We start from the raw sequence: 287 nt of genomic DNA, 5'->3' as shown, positions 1-287 counted from the left end.
AAAATAAACAAATTTCCATTGAGAATATTCAAAAAACTGTGGCTGATTTTTACCGTATCAAGGTAGCTGATCTTCTTTCCAAGAAGCGTACACGCTTAATTGCAAGACCTAGGCAAATTGCAATGTGCTTAGCAAGGGAATTAACACAATTAAGCTTACCAGAAATTGGAGCGGCTTTTGGAGGACGTGACCATACAACGGTTATGTATGCATGTAAAACCATCGAAAGCTTACGCAATCTAAACTCACCTCTTAATGCAGATTTCAATTTGCTTAATCAAACATTA

General features: G+C 36.6%; 1 protein-coding gene. It reads left to right on the top strand.

Annotation, left to right across the window (positions count from 1 at the left end):
* Positions 1 to 287, top strand: a 287-nt coding sequence (locus MD536_RS21340; protein ID WP_317208152.1) for a helix-turn-helix domain-containing protein, incomplete at both ends; no start/stop codon positions are given.

Origin of the sequence: Flavihumibacter cheonanensis (genome assembly GCF_022352215.1) — a bacterium.
GTDB classification, from domain to species: Bacteria; Bacteroidota; Bacteroidia; order Chitinophagales; family Chitinophagaceae; genus Flavihumibacter; species Flavihumibacter cheonanensis.
The sequence above is the reverse complement of the archived record's forward strand: the minus strand, read 5'-3'. Positions and strand labels throughout refer to the sequence as shown.